At 46.9% G+C, this 19,004-nt stretch carries 18 protein-coding genes and 1 pseudogene; 7 read left to right on the forward strand and 12 right to left on the reverse strand.

What is annotated here, in order from left to right:
- Positions 1–101: 101 nt before the first annotated feature.
- A complete protein-coding gene (locus tag EOPP23_RS20340; RefSeq protein WP_153767817.1) occupies positions 102–1,316 on the forward strand; it encodes an OprD family outer membrane porin in 1,215 nt (404 codons plus the stop codon).
- Positions 1,317–1,475: 159 nt separating this feature from the next.
- On the opposite strand, the gene EOPP23_RS20345 is transcribed toward EOPP23_RS20340, so the two are convergent.
- The gene (locus tag EOPP23_RS20345) at positions 1,476–2,417 is read right to left on the reverse strand and encodes a porin (RefSeq protein WP_153767818.1); all 942 of its coding nucleotides are present in this window, start codon (positions 2,415–2,417) and stop codon (positions 1,476–1,478) included.
- 563 nt (positions 2,418–2,980) lie between these two features.
- On the opposite strand from EOPP23_RS20345, the gene EOPP23_RS20350 reads away from it, so the two are divergent.
- Positions 2,981–3,301 carry a hypothetical protein gene (locus EOPP23_RS20350; protein ID WP_153767819.1) on the forward strand — a complete coding sequence of 107 codons (321 nt, stop codon included), beginning with the start codon at positions 2,981–2,983 and terminating at the stop codon, positions 3,299–3,301.
- A 98-nt stretch (positions 3,302–3,399) separates the two neighbouring features.
- Here EOPP23_RS20350 and EOPP23_RS20355 read toward each other — a convergent pair whose 3' ends face one another.
- Together EOPP23_RS20355 and EOPP23_RS20360 are read right to left on the reverse strand one after the other, a co-directional pair.
- Positions 3,400–4,656, reverse strand: coding sequence for an OprD family outer membrane porin (locus tag EOPP23_RS20355; RefSeq protein ID WP_194842694.1), 1,257 nt, complete (start codon positions 4,654–4,656; stop codon positions 3,400–3,402).
- Positions 4,657–5,002: 346 nt separating this feature from the next.
- On the reverse strand, positions 5,003–5,344 hold the full coding sequence (locus EOPP23_RS20360) for an HU family DNA-binding protein (RefSeq protein WP_153767821.1): 342 nt from the start codon (positions 5,342–5,344) through the stop codon (positions 5,003–5,005).
- A 912-nt stretch (positions 5,345–6,256) separates the two neighbouring features.
- On the opposite strand from EOPP23_RS20360, the pseudogene EOPP23_RS21870 reads away from it, so the two are divergent.
- Positions 6,257–6,469: pseudogene (locus EOPP23_RS21870) on the forward strand (cold-shock protein); the annotation flags it as partial.
- A gap of 191 nt (positions 6,470–6,660) precedes the next feature.
- Here the strand turns inward: EOPP23_RS21870 and EOPP23_RS20370 are convergent.
- Entirely contained in the window at positions 6,661–6,861 is a 201-nt protein-coding gene (locus tag EOPP23_RS20370; protein ID WP_153767822.1) for a SlyX family protein, read from the reverse strand.
- Between the two features lie 34 nt (positions 6,862–6,895).
- A complete protein-coding gene (locus EOPP23_RS20375; protein ID WP_153767823.1) occupies positions 6,896–7,312 on the reverse strand; it encodes an HIT domain-containing protein in 417 nt (138 codons plus the stop codon).
- A 149-nt stretch (positions 7,313–7,461) separates the two neighbouring features.
- Here EOPP23_RS20375 and EOPP23_RS20380 point away from each other — a divergent pair, with 149 nt between their 5' ends.
- Positions 7,462–9,177: a proline--tRNA ligase gene (locus tag EOPP23_RS20380; protein ID WP_153767824.1), complete on the forward strand. Its 1,716-nt coding sequence runs from the start codon at positions 7,462–7,464 to the stop codon at positions 9,175–9,177.
- A complete protein-coding gene (locus tag EOPP23_RS20385; RefSeq protein ID WP_153767825.1) occupies positions 9,140–9,790 on the forward strand; it encodes a lytic transglycosylase domain-containing protein in 651 nt (216 codons plus the stop codon). The genes EOPP23_RS20380 and EOPP23_RS20385 overlap by 38 nt, the downstream gene beginning before the upstream one ends.
- Positions 9,791–9,834: 44 nt before the next feature.
- Here EOPP23_RS20385 and EOPP23_RS20390 read toward each other — a convergent pair whose 3' ends face one another.
- From EOPP23_RS20390 to EOPP23_RS20410, 5 genes are all read right to left on the reverse strand, one after another.
- Positions 9,835–10,107, reverse strand: a complete 273-nt coding sequence (locus EOPP23_RS20390; RefSeq protein WP_153767826.1) for an acylphosphatase — start codon at positions 10,105–10,107, stop codon at positions 9,835–9,837.
- Entirely contained in the window at positions 10,107–10,589 is a 483-nt protein-coding gene (locus tag EOPP23_RS20395; RefSeq protein WP_153767827.1) for a TlpA disulfide reductase family protein, read from the reverse strand. Before EOPP23_RS20395 ends, EOPP23_RS20390 begins: the two co-directional genes overlap by 1 nt.
- 86 nt (positions 10,590–10,675) lie before the next feature.
- Complete coding sequence (gene purT, locus EOPP23_RS20400; RefSeq protein ID WP_153767923.1) at positions 10,676–11,860, reverse strand: formate-dependent phosphoribosylglycinamide formyltransferase; 1,185 nt, start codon at positions 11,858–11,860, stop codon at positions 10,676–10,678.
- A 97-nt stretch (positions 11,861–11,957) separates the two neighbouring features.
- Positions 11,958–14,798 carry a hypothetical protein gene (locus tag EOPP23_RS20405; protein ID WP_194842695.1) on the reverse strand — a complete coding sequence of 947 codons (2,841 nt, stop codon included), beginning with the start codon at positions 14,796–14,798 and terminating at the stop codon, positions 11,958–11,960.
- A 254-nt stretch (positions 14,799–15,052) separates the two neighbouring features.
- Positions 15,053–16,312: a YihY family inner membrane protein gene (locus EOPP23_RS20410; protein ID WP_153767829.1), complete on the reverse strand. Its 1,260-nt coding sequence runs from the start codon at positions 16,310–16,312 to the stop codon at positions 15,053–15,055.
- 164 nt (positions 16,313–16,476) lie between these two features.
- Here EOPP23_RS20410 and arsC point away from each other — a divergent pair, with 164 nt between their 5' ends.
- Positions 16,477–16,818, forward strand: coding sequence for an arsenate reductase (glutaredoxin) (arsC, locus tag EOPP23_RS20415; protein WP_370514840.1), 342 nt, complete (start codon positions 16,477–16,479; stop codon positions 16,816–16,818).
- Positions 16,819–16,820: 2 nt separating this feature from the next.
- Positions 16,821–17,201 (forward strand): DUF2069 domain-containing protein, encoded by a 381-nt coding sequence (locus EOPP23_RS20420; RefSeq protein ID WP_153767830.1) that lies wholly within the window; start codon positions 16,821–16,823, stop codon positions 17,199–17,201.
- Positions 17,202–17,278: 77 nt separating this feature from the next.
- Here the strand turns inward: EOPP23_RS20420 and EOPP23_RS20425 are convergent, their stop codons facing one another.
- Positions 17,279–18,256 (reverse strand): hypothetical protein, encoded by a 978-nt coding sequence (locus EOPP23_RS20425; protein ID WP_153767831.1) that lies wholly within the window; start codon positions 18,254–18,256, stop codon positions 17,279–17,281.
- 13 nt (positions 18,257–18,269) lie between these two features.
- The gene (hda, locus tag EOPP23_RS20430; protein WP_153767832.1) at positions 18,270–18,977 is read right to left on the reverse strand and encodes a DnaA regulatory inactivator Hda; all 708 of its coding nucleotides are present in this window, start codon (positions 18,975–18,977) and stop codon (positions 18,270–18,272) included.
- Positions 18,978–19,004 lie beyond the last annotated feature (27 nt).

Raw genomic sequence — 19,004 nt, forward strand, 5'->3', positions numbered from 1 at the left:
AGCCCTATGGGGAGACTTCGCAGTACGTTGGCATTTTCAGTTGTATTGTAGGACGGAAGTCAGGGCAGAACACACACCTATCAGCAAGGAGCTGAACCATAATGAAAATCGCACAACTCAGCGCACTCAGCGCTGCAATCCTGCTCGCCACTTCGGCACAAGCCAACTCTTTTGTAGACGATTCCAGCCTGAATATTGAGCTGCGTAATTACTACAAGCACACCACTACTGATACTGGAGCTAAAGACTCTAATGACCAGTGGGCTCAAGGTATTCGTGTAGATTACTCTTCCGGCTATTTTGAAAATGTTGTTGGTGTTGATCTTGGCGCATACTACTCTCTGAAGCTGGGCGCTTCAGCTGACAGTGATGTCGGCCTGCTGATGAAAGATGGCGACAATGCTAAAAGCTACGGCAAAAACGCTTACTCCATCAAGTTCAATCTGGCTGACATGGGCGTACTGAAGTATGGCCGTATGTTCCTGAACCTGCCTCTGCTTAACGACTCTGACAGCCGTGTACTGCCAAGCCTGACTGAAGCTTTCTACGGCAACGTTTCTTACGAAGGTCTTACCGCTCATGCTGCATGGGCCAAGAAAGGTAACAGTAAAACTCAGTCTGGATTTGAAAACTACGGCACAGATGAAGAAAAAGAGCCCGTCAAAACTGTTGGCGCTGCCTACGACTTCGGAAATGGTATGACATTAGCAGCTGACTATGCGACTCAAGCTGATGCTGCCAAGAAGTACCTGATTGAAGCCACATTTGCTACCGAAATGGAAGGTACTACTCTCAACTTCGCAGCAAACTATGGCAAGGTTAGCGCGATTGGTGCAGCCAAAGATGCCCAAGGTACCGGTGATACTTCACAGAATGCATTCGGCGTGAAAGTTGGTGCCAACTTAGGCTCCGCATCACTCGGCTTAGCATACACCAAGGTCAAGGACACAACCTTGGGCTCATACGAAGACAGTTGGACAGGCGGTGAAGACAGTACTGGCCACTTTGGCTACAACGCCTCTCAAATTTCTGACTTTGATGCCAGAGGCCAGAAAGCCTGGGGCATAAAAGCTGGTTACGATTTCAGTGAAATGGTTCCTGGCTTGAATGCTTCTGCCAAGTATGTAAAAGGCAGCTATGAAGGCGGTGATGAGAATGAGTACAACATTGATGTGATGTACGCAGTTCCTCAGCTTGAAGGTCTGTCTGCTCGTTTAAGATACGCGAAAAACACTAACGATCAGGACAACGTTGCTGACGACAAGATAACTACTGACTCACGTGTAATCGTTCAGTACAAAGTTTCTGTATTCTAAAACCCTTTAGAATCGTTAACTCTATAAAGCCTCTGCTTCGGCAGGGGCTTTTTTGTGCCTTGCATATACTTCTATTACTTTTCTACAAACGTAAAAAAACCGGATAGCCTTTCGATTATCCGGCTGATTGAATATCAGGTTAAACCTGACAATTCAGTCTTAGAAAGTGTAACCAACCTTCACGTATACGTCTTGACGTTTCTTGTCGGTATCAGCTTTTTCTTTACCGAATTTAACGTCAGCAACAACGTAGGTGTTAGCACTCAGAGTGTACTCACCACTTACGTTGAAGAATGTGTCGTGCTTGGCTTTGTTGCTTGGATCGCTGTAACCAGCAGCCAGAGTCAGCTCACCGAAGGACTTGGCAGCAGAAACATAGTAGCCTTTAGTAGTTTCAGCGTCGTTGTTCTTCTTCTCAGTCCAGTAGTTAACACCTACTTTAGCAACACCCAGATCAGCATTACCGGTAACAGTAGTAGTCTTGAACTCGTTACGCTTCTTCTCGTGACCAACGTATACGTTTACAACACCTGCTTCGTAACCAACGTAACCGTTGTAGCCACGGTCGTTATTGTCAGCCGCCAGCTTGCTCTTTTCATTTTCGAAGTAAGAGATGCCGTATACTACGCCCTGAGTAGAACCCTGGAACTTAACAACGTTAAATTTGTCGCTAGCATCGTTAGCGCTCTTACCAAACTCAACAGTCAAGTCACCCTTTCCGTCAACCTTGTCCAGAGCAGTGTCGTTTTCAACACCGTAAGACAGAGTACCGAAACCGAAGTCATAACCGATCCATGCTTTGTCCAGGTCGGAAGTGATCTCGCGATCAAGACCCTTAACGGTACCGTCCAGCTCTTGGCCCCACTTGGCTTTCAGGTCAACTTCAACGTAACCAACGATGCCGCCATTCTTGTAGGAGTTCTTCAGAGTGAACTCGGTAGCACCAGTGTTAGCTGTGCCTTTTTCTGATTCGTAGTAACCACCAGCAGTAACTTCACCGCCGATGCTGAACTGGTCAGCGTTCAGAGGCTTGATGTCAGCAGAGGCAGTACCAGCGAAAGCAACAGCTGCGCACAGAGCGCTTTTAGCAAAAAAATTCATTATTGTGAACCTACTCCGAGTATGGTGTTCGATACGCTGCGTCTTTCTGTAAAAAACTTTAAGAAAGCTTTACAGCAGTATCCGTGTTATTCGTGCGGGATACGTTGTTACAAACAACTACATTGCAATGCTTAACCCCAATTCAGCACCGCCATCCCTATCACGGGAATCGATTCTTATACAGTATCAACCGAAATGCAATAGGTACTCTTGTCCAAGTAGTCAGTTAATATATGTATGCATTCAGTAAGTTAAGGATAATTTATTGACAATTTTTTATTTTGCTGACCAGTAAGTCATCTGTGCACCATTTATCAGACGCCTTCAAAATCAAGCCTGCCAGCCCATTTTTACTGCCTTTGATCATTAATATCGCCAGCATTTTGCAGGCAGATTCCTCACAAGCAGTTACTCTCAAATTTACTGTGGTTTTTTTGATCTAAAGCAGTTTTGGAAAACTCTAAATTTTTTCAGAGTCGCACAGATAAACCACTTGCTAAACAGTTGGAACCCATGATGTACCTAAAATCTGTTATGCATTACGTATGACAAGGAGAGCTCTCATGAAAAACATCAAGCATATTTTTTCCGCCGCCGTACTGTCTATTGCTGCTGCCAGTGCTCAAGCCGGAAGTTTGAGTTTGTACACTACAACCAACGACTTCAACGGTGTAACTGCCAGGGTTTATATGGATGGTCAGCCTGTTGATAACGCCAAAGTTCAGATGATGACAAACGGCGGAATGCTTAAAGCTGAAAAAATGACCAATGATCATGGTCGTGCTGATTTCAACTTTGTTGGTGGAATCAGTTCTGTCGTTATCAAGGCATCAGCCAACGGTGCTGAGAAGTCCCAGTGGGTAAAGATGGATCGCGATAATTAACCCATATTGGCACCGCGACACCCTATATATTGCAACCATAAAAAAACCCGGACTCACTGTCCGGGTTTTTCTTTTTAAGCTTTTTCTTCGTTAAGCAATCAGAAGATAGCTTTGGTGTACTTCAGATAGAAACGGTTAGAACGGTCACGGGATTTGATATTATCATCCTCTTTGCCTGACTTGGCAGTACCTTCATAGTTGTCCTGAGCGTGCAACCAGGCCAGAGACAAACCTTTCAGCTGACCATCGAACTTGTAGGAAACATAGCTGATGAAGTCACGGCCTTTATAGTCAGTATAATTCTTGGCATCTTTACTGACTGCAAATGTCATGTCTGCACTCAAACCTGGAACGCCAACTCCGGCAAAATTATAACCTGTAGTCAGGATGTAAGTCTTTGAACCTTCTTTATTGTAATCGTTCCACTGTGAAGCTGAAGACGGATAAGAGCCGGCATTACCACGACCACCAACACCGTCATTCCAGTCACCGTCAGAAACCGTGTTATAACCAACACCTACGAACAGGTCACCTTTTTTCAAGGTAGCGTTAGTGTTGATAAAAGAAGACTTGTAATCACTACCAGCCAGCAGTGAGCCACCATCTTTAGCTTGTCCGTAACGAACGTCTGTTGCCAGCTTCAGGTCGCCGCCAAGGTCAAAGGTGTAGTCTGCTTTTACAAAATTTTTCTTCAGGTAGTCTTTAACGATCAGGTGTTCGCCTGTCAGACCTACGCCAGCGATCTTGTAGTTAGCACCAACCAGTACGACATTGGTTTTCTTACCATCAATTTCCAGGTCTCGCTGAAAAGCAGACTGGTTACGGTTACTGGCACCGGTAATTCTTGCGCCGTAGACTTTCAGGTCTTTATATTCCGCAGACAGGTCTGCACCATAGGAGCTTGCAGCCAGGATACGGGAGCCCGAGTTACCGTACAGCTCATAGCCACGCTTCTTCACACCGTATTCAGCTTTAACGTCGACATCACCAAAGCTGTGCTTGCCTTTCAGGTAAGCCTGTTGAAAGCCGGAGATTGCATTGCCGTTTGAGCCCAGGTTAGTGATGGACGGGCCTTTTACATCAATTTTGTTTGCAACACCAAAGGTCAAAACAGCACCGATCGAGTCATTTATATAACCGGTATCGAAATCAGCTACCAGAGCCTGAACCCATGAGTCACGATAGTACTCAGGCTTACCTTTTTCTGCATCAACCTTGTTCTTCTGCTTCCAGTAATAGTTTTTATAGGTCAGCTCGAGGCTTGGATCAAAAGAAGATGTTTCAGCTTGTGCTGAAGCAGCAAATACACTGGTCGCAACTGCTGCACAAAGTGCGCTCTTGGCAAATAATTTCATTTTTCTACTACTCCAAAATAGTGCTGTTCCATGTTGAGTGATTCTTCTCAACCGCGTCATTGGCATTTACACCAGACACATCGTCAACAAGCACGATTCACACGATGCCAAACCCCAATCTGGCATCACCCCCTCTATGCGATAGACCGCATATTAATGAGTAGTTACCGCAAATGAAATAAATACATTAAGTAAAATAAGTGTAATTTTTCCTTACAATTCAATAACTTATTATATTAATGATTAATAATTGATCGGCCACAGACTTACTGGCACAAGGTCTTAAAACAAAAAAAGAGAGACTAAAAAGCCTCTCTTTTATAGGGTGGGATTTTTGAGAAAAAAATTAGGAGGTTGCGAATTCCTTCAGTTTTTTCAGAGGCCTGACCTTTACCTGAGTACTGGCAGGCTTGGCGGGCACATCCATAAGTTCACCGGGCTTGAATGGATTCGGAACACCCTTCCTGGCTTTGGTTGCCGGTTTTTTACGGGTGACGATTTTTAACAGACCGGGGAGAGTGAATTCACCACACCCTCTTTTTTTAAGGTGACGTTCAACCAGTTCGCTGAGTTCGTCCATTACAGCCCCGACTTCTTTCCGGGTCAGCCCTGTGTTTTCGGAGATTTCCGAAACGATCTGGGTTTTGCTGTACTTATCCTTGATAGCTGCTGCTTTTTTAGCTGCCATGCTTAACGCTCCTGATGGTTATCCCTGTAGTATTTACTTCCGCGGTTGCGAATGCGATCTGCCACTACACCAGGCGGATTTAATGCTTCACAGGAGGCGAGCCCGGTACAACCGAACATCTACTTCCCTGACCTCACAGAGCCTGAAAAAACAGGCTTTTGAAACATCTGAAATCACTATAACAAGTGTATTTTTCCTATGCGAGCATTTTTTGAGCAATTACTGCATTTGCTGCAGCCCTTTATTTACAAGGCATAGATAGGATTTGAGATAGTTGCGCTATAGAGTTACATTAGCGAATATATGGTGTTGGATTTCACTGTATGAGGAACATTACTCCCAATAACCTGTCACACAGTTGAGACTTTTATTTATTCAGCTGTGCCGTTTGTTTAATTGGTACATGGGTACAATGAACTTCCGATGTTCTGTGCGAGGATGGCCGGTATTTTTTCTTCGGCCTGCCAGCCTGTTTTTCACTAAATGATAACAACCAAAAGGACACTGTACTTGAAACATCTTAAATTACTTCACACGTTGACAGGGCTTCTGTCACTGGCCGCCCTGGCTGTTGAAGGGTCAATTCTGACTGTTTTCACTGGCGAAGCTGTTGCCATTTCAGCACACTCTATGCTGTTGCTGACGGCCGCGCTGGTCAACCTGCTGCTGGGCAGTTATCTGAGCCTTTACCACTGCAACAAAGCCTACCTGCAAACGACAGGCAGCATTCTGCTAATCGCTGCTCCAGTACTCAGTGCCACCGTCGCTTTTGGTCAGCAACTCGAACTGGGAATGGACCTGAATCAGCTGACCGTTATTTTGCTGGTTGCAGGCTCTCTGCTCCATGCGCTTTCCGGGCTTGGTGGTAGCAGCTATAGCGGCGAGCAGTATGACGACTACTCCGACTCTGGCCGTGAAACAGGTACCGTTAAATGGTTCAACGTATCCAAAGGCTTCGGCTTTATTACCCGTGATAGCGGTGACGACGTGTTCGTTCATTACCGTGCCATTCGCGGCGAAGGTCATCGCACCCTGTCTGAAGGGCAGCGTGTCGAGTTTGTCGTTGTTGATAAAGATAAAGGTCTTCAGGCTGAAGATGTTATTGCCGCAGCACGTGGCCGATAATGTAGAGCGTTAATCAGTCGTTACAAAAACGGGACATGCATTTTTGCAGTCCCGTTTTTTTATCCGCCCGTTTTAAGTGCGTAGACGCACGTAATCGAATATTAAACGACTATATCCCCGCCGGTGGCGGGGATATAGCTTATAAATTCATATGTTCGGGTACTTAATAGTCGGCTCTTAATCACCAGAGCCTAATAATGAGGAGGCGGCGCTTCATCCTGTCCACCTTCCGGAGCCGTAGACAGAGAAATCATCTGCTGCTTCAATTGCTCCATTTCCCTTCTGAGTAAATCAATTTCCTGCTGCTGTCGTGTCACAACATCATTTAACTGACTGACCGTATCTTCCTGATAGGCCACCTGAGTTTGCAGCTCTATTAACTCATCACGCATGGCTAAGGCTCCTGATATCAATCACGATTCTTTGTTACTCAAAACAGTCAAAGAGCGATTGCAGTTTCTTACGAATCTCTTTTACTTCAGTTTTATCATACGGCTTCGCCGGCTTCTGCCCCCAAACCGGGTTTGGCCAGGCGACATCGTTTTCATATCTGACAATATGGTGAATATGCAGCTGACTGACAACATTGCCCAGTGCCGCAACGTTCATTTTATCCGCTTCAAACAGGTCACTCAGTGTACCGGCAAAAATGGAAGATTCGCAGGCCAATTGCAGCTGCTGTTCTTCATCCAGATGAAAAGCTTCAGTCACACCCGCAACTTTCGGTACCAGAATAAACCACGGGTACTGACTGTCGTTCATCAGCAGTACACGACACAGCGGCAGATCACCCAGATGGAAACAGTCGGCTTCCAGTCGGTCATCCAGTTTGAAATCACTCATAAGCACTCCTTGGACAGGTTGCATTCAAAACCTTTTGGCGAGGCACTATATCCAAGTCCTGACGGCTTTGCGACCTGCCGATAGCAGCTATCCGTCATGAGTGATAAAATGCCCTTTTTTGCGTCTTCAGAAACCGGATTACAAAGCACATGCGTACCAGCAAATCCTTGATCTCAACCCTCAAGGAAACACCTTCCGATGCCGTTGTCATCAGCCACCAGCTGATGCTGAGAGCCGGCATGATCCGTAAACTGGCTTCCGGTCTTTACACCTGGATGCCCATGGGTCTGCGCGTTCTCCAAAAAGTGGAAAACATCGTCCGCGAAGAGATGAACCGTTCCGGAGCTCTGGAAGTTCTGATGCCCGCAGTGCAGCCCGCTGAACTCTGGCAGGAGTCCGGTCGTTGGGAAGAATACGGCCCTGAACTGCTTCGCATCAAGGATCGTCATCAGCGCGACTTCGTTATTGGCCCAACCCATGAAGAAGTCATCACTGACCTGATGCGCAACGAAGTGAGCAGCTATAAACAGTTGCCTTTGAACATGTATCAGATTCAGACCAAGTTCCGTGACGAAATCCGTCCTCGTTTCGGCCTGATGCGTGGCCGTGAGTTCCTGATGAAAGATGCCTACTCTTTCCACGCTACTCAGGAAAGCCTGTCTGCTGAATATCAGAACATGCACGACACCTACTTCCGTATTTTCAACCGTCTTGGTTTGAACTTCCGCGCAGTAGAAGCTGACACTGGTTCCATCGGTGGCAATGCTTCCCACGAAGTGCATGTACTGGCCGAGTCCGGTGAAGACGCTATCGCGTTCAGTACCGAAAGTGAATACGCCGCCAACATCGAAAAGGCAGAAGCTGTAGCGCCTGCTCAGGAACGTGCAGCTGCTACTGAAGAGAAGCGTCTGGTTGATACACCTGACACCAAAACCATTGCCGCCCTGGTGAAAGGTTTTGATCTGGCCATTGAAAAGACCCTCAAAACCCTGATCGTTGCTGCAGACGAAGAAGCGGAAGCAGACTTTGTTGCTCTACTGGTTCGTGGCGACCACGAACTGAATGAAATCAAGGCTGAGAAGCTGCCTGAAGTCGCGGCACCTCTTCGCATGGCTACCGAAGAAGAAATCCGTGAAGTTATGGGTGCTGGCCCTGGTTCTCTGGGCCCTGTAGACATCAAGATTCCTCTGATCGTCGATCATACCGTTGCAGTCATGTCCGACTTTGGCGCTGGCGCTAATATCGACGACAAACACTTCTTCGGCCTGAACTGGGATCGCGATGCGAAATTTGATCGTGCTGAAGACCTGCGCAACATTGTTGAAGGTGACCTGAGCCCATGCGGCCAAGGCACACTGGAAATTAAACGCGGCATCGAAGTCGGCCACATCTTCCAGCTGGGTACAAAGTATTCTGAAGCCCTGAACGCCACTGTTCTGAATGAGAACGGCAAGGCCGTGACCATGTTTATGGGTTGCTACGGTCTGGGCGTGTCCCGTGTGGTGGCTGCTGCCATTGAACAGAACCATGACGACCGTGGCATTATCTGGCCAGAAAGCATTGCTCCTTTTCAGATCGCTATTGTCGGCCTGAAGATCGAGAAGTCTGAAGCTGTCCGTGAAGCCGCCGAAAATCTCTACAAGGAGCTGACCGAAGCTGGCTACGATGTACTGTTGGACGACCGTAAGGCCAGCCCTGGCGTTAAGTTTGCCGACATGGAACTGATGGGTATTCCTCATCGCGTCACTTTAAGTGACCGCGGCCTGAAAGAAGGCATGGTGGAATACAAATACCGTAAAGCCGCTGACAGGGAAGACGTTGCCCTCAATGATATTGCAGACCTTCTTAAAGAGCGTCTGGCCTGATAACTCAGTCGATAACACTGACATCAGCAAAACCGGCAGTTCACTGGCAGGCTATCTCCTCAAAGGGATAGTTCTGCCAGCACTGCTGGCTTCCAGCTTCGCTACCGCTCAACCTAAACAGATCGATCTGGCTCTGAAAGAACAGCTGACGGATTCAGTCAATGCGGACAGTTTTATTGACCGCTTTGCTGCTGAAGTCTGGCTGGTCGATATGTCAGGACGACTTAAGTCTTTTATCCCCAATCGTGAAAAACGGCTGCGACTGTTAAGGCTGATCCACCGTGAAGCCATTCTAGCTGACCTGTCGCCGGAAATGGTTCTGGCTCTGATTCAAACCGAATCGTCCTTCAATCGCTTTGCTATCTCTTCTGCTGGCGCTCAGGGGTTGATGCAGGTAATGCCGTTCTGGAAAAACGTGATTGGCCGACCGGAAGATAACCTGACCGACGTTGCCACCAACCTGCGCTATGGCAGCACGATTCTGAGTTACTATCTGGAAAAAGAAAAAGGCAATATGACCCGTGCTCTGGCTCGCTATAATGGCAGCCTTGGCAAGATCTGGTATCCGGAAAGGGTCTATAACAACTGGGATAAAAACTGGCGTAATGAGTAACGCTGGAGTAATACAATAAGTGCAACAGGCTGATGTTTTAAAATTCAGCCTGTCGTAAACTCTGAAAATGCCTGATGAGATTCTTCAGAAACCTTTAGATCATCCACTCTGGCCAGCGGCGGTCCTTTCTTCAACCATTGCTGCAGACTGTCCAAAGAAGCGACGTCACCACACATAAGCACTTCCACCCGGCCATCGGGCAGGTTCTTCGCCCAACCGGTAATACCCAGCTTTTTCGCCTGCTGTTGAGCCGAACCTCGAAACCAGACACCCTGAACCCTTCCGGTTACTAGCGCCCGTCGACACTGATTCGCCATCACCCCTCTCCTTTCGCTTGCAGCTCCTGAATTTTACTGCTGATCGAGATTCTATCCTGCGGTCCTAATAAAGTATCCACCAGTTTACCTTCAGGGTTCAATAACAACGTTGCCGGCAAAGCTTTGGGAGCCTTGATCTCCAGCATTATCAGCGGAGAATCCGAGAGCACGGTGAACGCTATGTCCATTCGAGCCATTTTACTCTGCAGTTCCAGTCCCTGACTGCCATCAAAGTCATAACCAATAACTCGAATCCTGCCATCTATATTCAATGCATTCAGTTCAGGAATTTCATCACGGCATGGCTCGCACCAGTCTGCCCAAATATTCAGAGCCGTCCAGCGACCATTAGAGTCTTTGAGATTTATGGCTTTTCCTTTGCTGTCATTTAAGTCAGCTTGTCCACCACAAGCAGTGAGAAATAGCACAGATAAAACCACCAGCAGAATCGATTTACAGGGTGCTTTGAAGGACAGCTTCATACAGGAGTTCACCAGAGGAATGTTTGTTTTATTTTATACAGTATTCTTCACAGGGAAGTGATTATAAATCACTCCCCTGAAAACCGTTAAAAGGTAACTTCAACACTGGCAGCAACCCGCGCTGCTTTTTTTCTGGCCTGATCGGTATTTTCATCCAATGCCAGACCTACGCCCAACCTGCGCTGACCGTTAATTTCCGGCTTGCCAAACAATTTCAGATCAGTATCCGGCTCAGTGATTGCTGCTTCCAGACCTGAATATTTCATAGTACTAGAACAACCTTCCGGTTTAATCACCGCTGAAGCGGCCGCACCAAACTGTCTGATATTGCTAACCGGCAATCCAAGAATGGCTCTGGCGTGCAGAGCGAATTCACTCAGATTCTGGGAAATCAGGGTTACCATACCAGTGTCGTGTGGACGGGGGGATACTTCGTTAAACAGCACCTGATCACCTTTGACAAACAGCTCTACGCCAAAGATACCAAAACCACCCAGAGCATCAGTAATGGCTTTTGCCACTCGTTGAGACTCTGCCAGCGCGGCGGCTGTCATCTGTTGTGGCTGCCAGGATTCTACATAGTCACCGCCTTCCTGGCGGTGGCCGATAGGTTCACAGAAATGAGTTCCCTGTCGTGTACGGCAGGTCAGTAAAGTGATTTCATAATCAAAGTCGACAAAGCCTTCGACGATCACTCGAGTTTTACCCGCACGACCACCTTCAACAGCATACTGCCATGAGCTGACAATATCACTTTCAGATTTCATGACGCTCTGCCCTTTACCGGAAGAGCTCATAACAGGCTTAACAACACAGGGGAAGCCGGTTACTTCTGTGGCTGCTTTTAATTCCGGCTCAGATTCGGCAAAACGAAAAGGCGACGTGGGCAGACCCAGCTCATCGGCCGCCAGCATACGAATACCTTCACGATCCATGGTCAGACGGGTTGCTCTAGCACAGGGAACGACAGTGATATCTGTTTCCTGTTCAATTTCAACCAGAACATCGGTAGCAATGGCTTCTATTTCAGGAATGATATAATCGGGGTTTTCAGCAGTTATCAGCTGTCGTAAGTCGTCAGCGTTAAGCATATCAATAACATGACTACGGTGAGCTACCTGCATGGCGGGAGCATTAGCATAGCGGTCAACAGCGACTACTTCGACTCCAAGCCTCTGGAGCTCAATCACCAGTTCTTTACCCAGCTCTCCCGAGCCTAACAGCAAGACTTTTGTTGCTGTTTCCGACTCCGGTGTACCAATAACAACCATTGAGATACTCTCCTGTTCCAAAGTGAGATGATCAGGCAATTATCTTACCTGATCATCTCACTCGTACGGGAGCAGTCAGTGATTTAGCTTATAAAAACTAGGGCAATTCAACATCGCGAGGCTCAAAGGAGTCCATATACTGCTTTAAGTAACTTTCCAGAACATCAACTTGTGGCGAATACTTTGTACCTTTTCCCCTAAGCGCAAAAACTGCATCAGCCAGCTGGCCTTCAGTCATACCCGGAGCTGTACGACACTGCTTAAAAACAGCCAACAGGTTCTCGGTATGTTTGAATGATTTATACCTCTTATTCCCTGTCAGCCTGTAAAACCATTTTGGTCTGAACGTCTTACGAATAGTTGATAGCTGTGTTTTCAATTTCGAAGAAGGCTCTAAGCTAACGTCCTTTTTTAACACCGCTTCTGTGGCTGTTAGTCTTCCACTGGCATGTTCCGCTATTTCAAGGAACTTCGGAATAATATTTGCTGCAGTATCAACAGCTATATCACCTGACTTAAGATGCCCCATCATAGTAGAGCAGGCATTTCTGACCTGAGTCGTTACTTCCTTCATGGGTAAACTATCCAGGGAATCAAACCCTGCTGGTAAACTGTTTCGTACTTTTGACGGCAAAGGATTTTTTATCAAAGCCTCCCTGAAGTGCTCACTGGCACTACCGACTTTCCCCCTGGCCTTCTTCATCCTTCCAATACTTTTGGCTTCAGCCCTTGCTCGTGTAAGCCCTTTCCTGAAACGGTCATAATTTCCGGACAGGTCTCTAGCCTGCTCTTGCAATCGCGCCTGCGAACAGGGCATCCAGCAATATCCACCAGCCTTCTTGTCCATGACCATCAGATCCGATGGCTCTTTTCCTTGTAGAGTTTTAACAATCGTACCAGCTAGAGGAGCGCTACTATTCATCAAGCCGAAGCATTTTATATCAATATCTTGAGGGGTTTGAATGTGTGACTGGATATCTACCCTGATACCTGAAGGGTGCATCGAGACACTGACATCGGCGACACCTGTTAACTGAGCATTCAATTCTGCCGCAATCTTTTTACAGAATTCATTCTTCCCCCCAGCATGCTCTTTTACTGTCTTATGCTCGACACGTTCCTGAACGTAACTACGAATACCTTCGTCAAGCCTTTGATTAAAAATCTCAAAACGCTGCTCTTCCTCTCTATCTTTTCCATTCCTTACGGATGCCAGTTTCTGAATTCCTTCTAGGCCCTTCAATCCAGCTCTGACGTCTTCGATTTTCACATCTTTGGCAACAGCATCCAGCTGGTCACACACCCATTTCAGCTCATCACCCTCACTACGTTCCCATTCCTGAATGGCTGCGCCTACGGCTCTAATTTCCTCGAGATTACTTGCCTGGTCAGTAAGAGTCTTAACCGTTTCAGCCCTCTGCAACGAATCGGAACTCAGTTTTAAATGAGCTTTCAAAGCCCTTATGGCACCGCCTGTATTTCCACGGCGCTCATGAAGTTCAACCAGCTGTTTCATCTGCGACGGAGGGATAGAACTTACCCCACCTCTCATTTGCGATAGCACGCGTCGAGTCATCAGGTTTTTTAAGTGGTCAGACTGAGACGGTGGGGCAGGCAAAGTCCGCGAGAGCAGCTGCAGCATTTCTTTTGGTGGCTGACGATCGAACGCCTCCAAGGCAACCAGGGTCGTATCTGCTCTGGCGATTGCATCCAGAAACTCCTGATCTAACTCCAGACTGCTAATTTTTGCAGTATCACCTGCCAGCGTTGATAACCATTCCTGGCATTCGCCAAGCGACTTCGCAGGCTCAACACCCACTGCTCCTGATTTGTCAGCGACCATAGCAAGAAACGGTCGAAGTCTATCGAACTGCTCTTTCCGCTCGATCATATGCTGGCCAAGAGCTTGCAAAGCATCGAGCTTTTCAGCTTTCCCTGGTGCCTGATTATAAGCTTCAAGAAAACCTCTCAGCTCACTCTTTAAAGAAGAGGGTGCAAGAAAACTTTTTACTGCCTCAGCTTTCTCGGATTTTTTGACGGGAGTTGATGCAGCTACAGCCTGACTATCAGCAAATGCAACCGACATTTTTTTACCCGGTTCCCACTCAAGCACTCTTTCTACGACTTTTTTAAGTTCCATTACCGAGTGCATGGATGCTTCTGCTGTACCAGTAACTCCTGCCCCAGCCTGTTTTTTGAAAACCTCCATCAGCTCTTTAAATTCTTTTATCAGTTTCACCGATTCTTCCATGAACCGCACATCATCTTCTGAAAGCTTTTCATAGCTGTAAAGTAGTCCGGAAGCTTCTAGCTGAATTGTCTCTATCAAGTGAATTGCTTTAGATACTGCGCGCTCACTGCCTTCATTTTTCAGATTTTCAGCAACAGAACTGATAGTTGCTACGTGATTCTGCAACTTTTCTCGAAACTGTTCAGAGGTTATTTGCTTCGGTTCAGGGACTGATGATTTGACGGGCTCGGGTGGCGACTCAACTACTAGTTTTTCTGGAATACCTTGCTCTGTTTTCTGAGAATATACCTGTTTAAACCTGCCAAGCCTGCTCTTAAAATCATTTACATGCTGCTTTATATCAGCCTCACTGGTTGACACCTCTATCGCCACTCCCAGCTTTAAGCTCTTCTGCAACTTTGCTTCCAGTCTATTCAACCTGTCCGCTGGTTGCTGAAGCTCAGCAAAGGCATCTCTTAACTCTTTTAGTTCTGTAGCACTAAAGCCGGATTCATTTTTAAGCCAGCTCAGCTGCTCATTGTAAGGTCTCAATATACTGAATATTCTCTTTCTCAGAGCGACTACTCGCTTGACATGCTGTTTACCCCGATCCTCATCTTTAATAAGACTGTCATCATGAGCATTTAAGAGAGCTTCCTGCTCAGTAGCTTTAACACTCCAGTCATGAAGAGCCTTTATTGAGTCCATCGACCTCAGAGCAGGCCCAGCAGCAGATTTCTTCAGTTGATTTTTTGTTGATGCCTGCGTCTCAACCTTTCGATCCTTCCCTCCTTTTCTAAAACGCCCTATAAAAGAGTTTACGAATCCAAGCTTGCTTCTAGGTTGAGAGGGTGGAACCGGAGGTAACGAATCCATAGCAGCATTCTCATTCAAAAGAGTATTCTGCTGTTAATTTCGGCCATAAAAGTCAGCCCTGAACCAACATCAGGGCTTCTTTGAAGTCATCTCTTTGAGGTTAATAACGCTGACAACTGAATATCCAGCACTGTCGATTTCTGACGATTCACTTCGAGGAATCGTTCTACTGACTGCCTGAACCATTCCGGACGGCTCTGTAAGTCACGTCCCTGCAACTCAGATACCTCCGGTATAGGGCAGCCAAGCTGCTGACAGAGTTCATTAAGACTGAGCGTCTCCAGATCTTTAGCAAGAATCAGGCTGGCTCGGTCATTTCTGGTAATCAGACCCGCTTCCATTAACCCTTCGGTGTAGAATTCCCAATCCTGTAAAGAAAGCTTCCAACCCATCTTATGAAGGTCAACAAGCTTTAGTGAGCTTCCCACGGCAAAGGATGTCTTGAAGGCGCTCAAAACAGCCAGCACACCCAACACTTCAGGCAAACGCTCTTCACCTCGTGTTTGCTTGATGGCCAGCCCTCGCACCAGAGCAGCACCAAACAGAACCATTATCCAGCTCATGTAAATCCAGAGCAGGAACAGTGGCACAGCGGCAAAAGCACCATAGATAAGCTGATAGGAAGGGGAGAGGGTAATAAATAGAGCGAACCCGCCCTTTGCCAGCTCAATCAGTACTGCCACAACCACAGCACCGAACAACGCATGCTTAAGAGGCACTTTTCGATTAGGCACTGCGGTATAAAGCAGAGTGAACACCAATGAGCTCAGGAAGACCGGCATCAGGCGCAGCAACCATTGATCAACCCCAAGGTAGGCAGTGGTATCAGACACCAGTTTCAGAGAAGCCAGATAAGAGGTGAGAACAAACCCTGCACCAATCATAAAAGGCCCCAGGCTGAGAATGGCCCAATACAATAGAAAACCGGATACGCCACGCCGAACCTGTTCAACCTGCCAGATCTGATTAATTGAGCGATCTATGGTTCTGAGCATCAAAAAGGCTGTGACCACCAAAAAGAGTATACCCACACCGGTCAGCTTTCTGGCCTGCTGGGAAAAGCTGCCAAGGTAAGACTGAATCTGCTCCCCTGTAGCTGGAACAAAATTACTGAACACAAAACTCTGAATGCTTTCACTGACTCCCTGAAAAGAAGGGATAGCAGACAAAGCACTGTAAGTTACAGTCATCATTGGGACGACCGCAAAGAGTGTGGTGTAGGTCAGCGCTGCGGCATTATCGAGACTGCGGTTCCTGAGAAACAGCTCAAACACTGTTTTCAGATACTCTCCCGCTGCTAGAAGCCTGTCAGCAACAGAACTTTTTGCCATTTCCGGCTTTGACATTATCTTTCCCTGAGTCCATCAATGATTTCAAACACCAAGAATAACAAAATCTATGGAGCCAAAGGAAACCCGCCTTGTACCCTTCTCCGTTCAAATGTACGCTTGCGAAGATAAGCAGAATATTTTATTGAGAATTAACCAGCGAGCGTTGAAGGAAACAATCAGTGGTCACCATTTACCATAATCCGCGTTGCTCCAAGTCCCGTCAGACACTGGCTCTGATTGAAGAGCAAGGCGTCACTCCGGAAATCGTACTGTATCTGGAAACACCTCCTACTGTTGAAAAACTGACCAGTATTCTGAAAAAACTGGCTAAGAAGCCTGAACAGCTGATGCGTAAAGGTGAGCAGGAATACAAGGATCATTTCAAAGGAAAAGACCTTAGTGAAGCTGAACAGATCAGCCTGATGGTACAACATTCAAAAGTGATCGAACGCCCTATTGTTGTGACCGAAGATGCTGCCAGAGTGGGTCGCCCACCTGAATCTGTACTGGAGATTCTCTGATCGTGGCTGCCACTGAGAAAGAAGAGCTGCTTAAAAAAGCAGATATCTGTTATCGAATCAGCGTTGCACTCTACTTCACCTTGCTGGTTGCAATGGCAGCAAAGGTGGTCTGGATAGACCCACCAGAAGGCTCCGTATGGAAAATCCTGCTGATTGCTATTATTCCTCTGCTACTGCCGGTTTACGGCTTTTTGAAACGACAGCCCAGAGCATCTGCCTGGCTGTGTTTTATTGTCTGCATTTATTTTACCCGCGGTGTCGTCAATGTCTGGATTGACATGACTGCCATTAATGAATGGATTCTTACCCTGAGCAGCTTCTTCCTGTTTATCTCTGCCATGATGTTTACCCGCTGGCAGGGCAAGGCAAATAACCAGCATTAATAGCTGCATACTCTGGCTGGAAAAGCAGGTTAAGAAAGTATTGGGGATTAACTGCTCAGTTAATCCTCAATACTGTTCTAATTAATTTTCTCCTTATCCTGAAACTCAATTGAGTTTACAACGCCCGATAAACTTCTCTGCAGCAGCCCTTTATATTTCTTATTACCCCTGCCCTGAGCGATACCATCGATAATCAGCTGCTCAATGGTTCCTCGACCCCCAGCATAATCATAATGCTTAAACTCCAGACCTTTAGCAGCAAAGACAACATCATCCTGATTACTGAATTCAAAATCCTGCACAACACCACTGCCCTGCACCTGCAAACTGTCTTCAAGCGTCCATGTCACAGAAAGAGCCGAGCGAAACAGCCCTGATAGCTGACAATGCTGGCAGGTAATGAACTGCTGCTGAATAACGTCAGCCAAAGACGCATGACTCACAAGTGCACTACCGACAAGGGAGTGATTCCGGGAAGAAAATCGACCGTTAAACTCCCATTCATTGTCTTGCCCGACTGCCGCCAGCTTCAACATGCCTTCCCCGGATAAAAAATAGAACTGTAACTGGCTGAAGTGGAATTGAAACACCTCCGGCTGCGCACGACGTTTATCATCACGCACCTGCAACAAACCATTTTGAAAAGAGAAACGCCCCACCTGGTTCAGAAAACTGTCCAGATTCTTCATGGCGGGCTTATGGCCGAGAATGTACAGGTCAACTCCGAATTTCGGGGAGTTAATATCAATATCTGACAGTTTGAAATCCTGACTGATCACCGCATACCAGGGAACGGTCGCAGAAAGAGAGGCAGCCTTGAGACTTAAGCCCGGCGTTATTCTCAACTCAGGGTCAGTTAAAAGCAGGTGGCCGGTAAGAAAAGAATAACTGGATGTGACGGGGAGTATTTCTATTCCAGACTGATGTTCCACTTCATGAATCAGTTGGCGGGTATACCAGTCTGGTAAGACAGTTACAGAAAGCACACTGCAGATAAGGGCAAGTGCAACAACTCCAGCGAACAATATTCGCCAGAGTGACTGTCGTTTTGCCATATGGCGTCTCTTGTTACCAGTTCATAACCTGTTTAACAAAAGGTATGGTCAATTTCCGTTTAGCTCGTAAAGAAGCACTGTCCAGCTTCTGCAGCATCTTAAACAAATGCCCCATATCCCGGTTACTGCGGTAAATGATATAGCGAGCTACATCTTCACCTATATCCAACCCTCTTAAATGAGCCCTTAACTGAAGCGCTGCAACCTTATCACTGTCGTTCAAAGGGTGAACCTGAAATACCAGCCCCCAGCTTAAACGTGACACCAGGTCAGGCAGTTCCAGGTCCAGCCCCTTGGGTGGACAATGAGAAGCTACAAGCAGGCGGGTTTTCGATTCCCTGAGACGGTTGAATAAGTCAAAGATAGCTTCTTCCCACTCAGGTATACCAGCAATCTGGTTGATTTCATCAATGCAGACCAGCTGAAGACGTTCCATACCTTCCAGCAACTGGGATGGATAATGAACCAATTCCTGCATGGGCAGGTAAATACTTCGTCCATTTTGTCTATCAACCTGATGGCAGGCTGCCTGTAACAAGTGGCTGCAACCAACACCCTGACTACCGTACAGATAGATAAACTGCTCCTGTTCAATACCCGGAACCTGTTTTTCAAGATCCAGCATATTGACCAGAGCGGCATTCTCTCCGCTAAAGTAGTTCGCGAAAGTTGCATCGTCCCTTATCTGGACGCTGAGCGGCAATTGCACTGGTTGACTCATAGACAACAGTAGGTAACGAGTGTCGAG

Origin of the sequence: Endozoicomonas sp. OPT23 (genome assembly GCF_009653635.1) — a bacterium.
In the GTDB taxonomy this organism is placed as follows: domain Bacteria; phylum Pseudomonadota; class Gammaproteobacteria; order Pseudomonadales; family Endozoicomonadaceae; genus Endozoicomonas_A.

What these genes read in the sequence shown, in the direction of transcription:
- EOPP23_RS20340 (WP_153767817.1), top strand. Translation starts at nt 102, where the DNA reads ATGAAAATCGCACAACTCAGCGCACTCAGCGCTGCAATCCTGCTCGCC.
- EOPP23_RS20345 (WP_153767818.1), bottom strand. Translation starts at nt 2,417, where the DNA reads ATGAATTTTTTTGCTAAAAGCGCTCTGTGCGCAGCTGTTGCTTTCGCT.
- EOPP23_RS20350 (WP_153767819.1), top strand. Translation starts at nt 2,981, where the DNA reads ATGAAAAACATCAAGCATATTTTTTCCGCCGCCGTACTGTCTATTGCT.
- EOPP23_RS20355 (WP_194842694.1), bottom strand. Translation starts at nt 4,656, where the DNA reads ATGAAATTATTTGCCAAGAGCGCACTTTGTGCAGCAGTTGCGACCAGT.
- EOPP23_RS20360 (WP_153767821.1), bottom strand. Translation starts at nt 5,344, where the DNA reads ATGGCAGCTAAAAAAGCAGCAGCTATCAAGGATAAGTACAGCAAAACC.
- EOPP23_RS20370 (WP_153767822.1), bottom strand. Translation starts at nt 6,861, where the DNA reads ATGCGTGATGAGTTAATAGAGCTGCAAACTCAGGTGGCCTATCAGGAA.
- EOPP23_RS20375 (WP_153767823.1), bottom strand. Translation starts at nt 7,312, where the DNA reads ATGAGTGATTTCAAACTGGATGACCGACTGGAAGCCGACTGTTTCCAT.
- EOPP23_RS20380 (WP_153767824.1), top strand. Translation starts at nt 7,462, where the DNA reads ATGCGTACCAGCAAATCCTTGATCTCAACCCTCAAGGAAACACCTTCC.
- EOPP23_RS20385 (WP_153767825.1), top strand. Translation starts at nt 9,140, where the DNA reads ATGATATTGCAGACCTTCTTAAAGAGCGTCTGGCCTGATAACTCAGTC.
- EOPP23_RS20390 (WP_153767826.1), bottom strand. Translation starts at nt 10,107, where the DNA reads ATGGCGAATCAGTGTCGACGGGCGCTAGTAACCGGAAGGGTTCAGGGT.
- EOPP23_RS20395 (WP_153767827.1), bottom strand. Translation starts at nt 10,589, where the DNA reads ATGAAGCTGTCCTTCAAAGCACCCTGTAAATCGATTCTGCTGGTGGTT.
- purT (WP_153767923.1), bottom strand. Translation starts at nt 11,860, where the DNA reads ATGGTTGTTATTGGTACACCGGAGTCGGAAACAGCAACAAAAGTCTTG.
- EOPP23_RS20405 (WP_194842695.1), bottom strand. Translation starts at nt 14,798, where the DNA reads ATGGACTCAATAAAGGCTCTTCATGACTGGAGTGTTAAAGCTACTGAG.
- EOPP23_RS20410 (WP_153767829.1), bottom strand. Translation starts at nt 16,312, where the DNA reads ATGTCAAAGCCGGAAATGGCAAAAAGTTCTGTTGCTGACAGGCTTCTA.
- EOPP23_RS20425 (WP_153767831.1), bottom strand. Translation starts at nt 18,256, where the DNA reads ATGGCAAAACGACAGTCACTCTGGCGAATATTGTTCGCTGGAGTTGTT.
- hda (WP_153767832.1), bottom strand. Translation starts at nt 18,977, where the DNA reads ATGAGTCAACCAGTGCAATTGCCGCTCAGCGTCCAGATAAGGGACGAT.